At 33.7% G+C, this 555-nt stretch carries 1 protein-coding gene; it reads right to left on the bottom strand.

Features of this window, described 5'->3' with window-relative positions:
- Positions 1–141: 141 nt before the first annotated feature.
- The coding region (locus tag ACS8FC_RS19960; RefSeq protein ID WP_439298064.1) for a hypothetical protein at positions 142–555 on the bottom strand (414 nt) is incomplete at its 5' end.

The following is a 555-nucleotide window of genomic DNA, read 5'->3' as shown; positions in this document are numbered from 1 at the left end:
TTTCAGTACCGTTGTCTAAGACGTGGCGCAGCAAATCAAGATATGCTTGCTCGTTGTTACTATTCATCATATTTTTTAACTTCAATAATATTTAAAAGGTTTTAACGTTCAACTAGATTAATTTTTATGACCAACTAACGATCATTTGTAAATTGGAATACCTAGTTTGTATGTGTCTTTAACAAGCTTACGAATGGTATTTTCGAACCAGTCCGAACAGTTAGGATGTAATATAATTTTCTTAATCATTTCTCTACTATGCTTAGCCGAAAGATGAATGCCAAGCTTGTCATTGCTTTTTGCCACTGTAGCACCATTGTCAATCAATAAAAATCTTGCTTCTTTTTCAAAAGAAAAAGCATGATGCTTGTGAAATAAATAGAAACGAGGATACATAGTTTTTGGATCTTTCGAATCATCATTATTGTTTCCAAGCCAAGGTCGAATACTTTGATTATCACAAAGCTCTGCAGCGCTCGCTGGCATATGATATTTAACTTTACCAACATAAGAACACATTGGATCTATTTTTGAGCCATGATAAGCGGCTTTGAA

The sequence above is a fragment of the Psychrobacter sp. 1Y4 genome, assembly GCF_051847555.1.
Note: the sequence above shows the minus strand (reverse complement) of the source record. Positions and strands in the feature narration are given on the sequence as shown.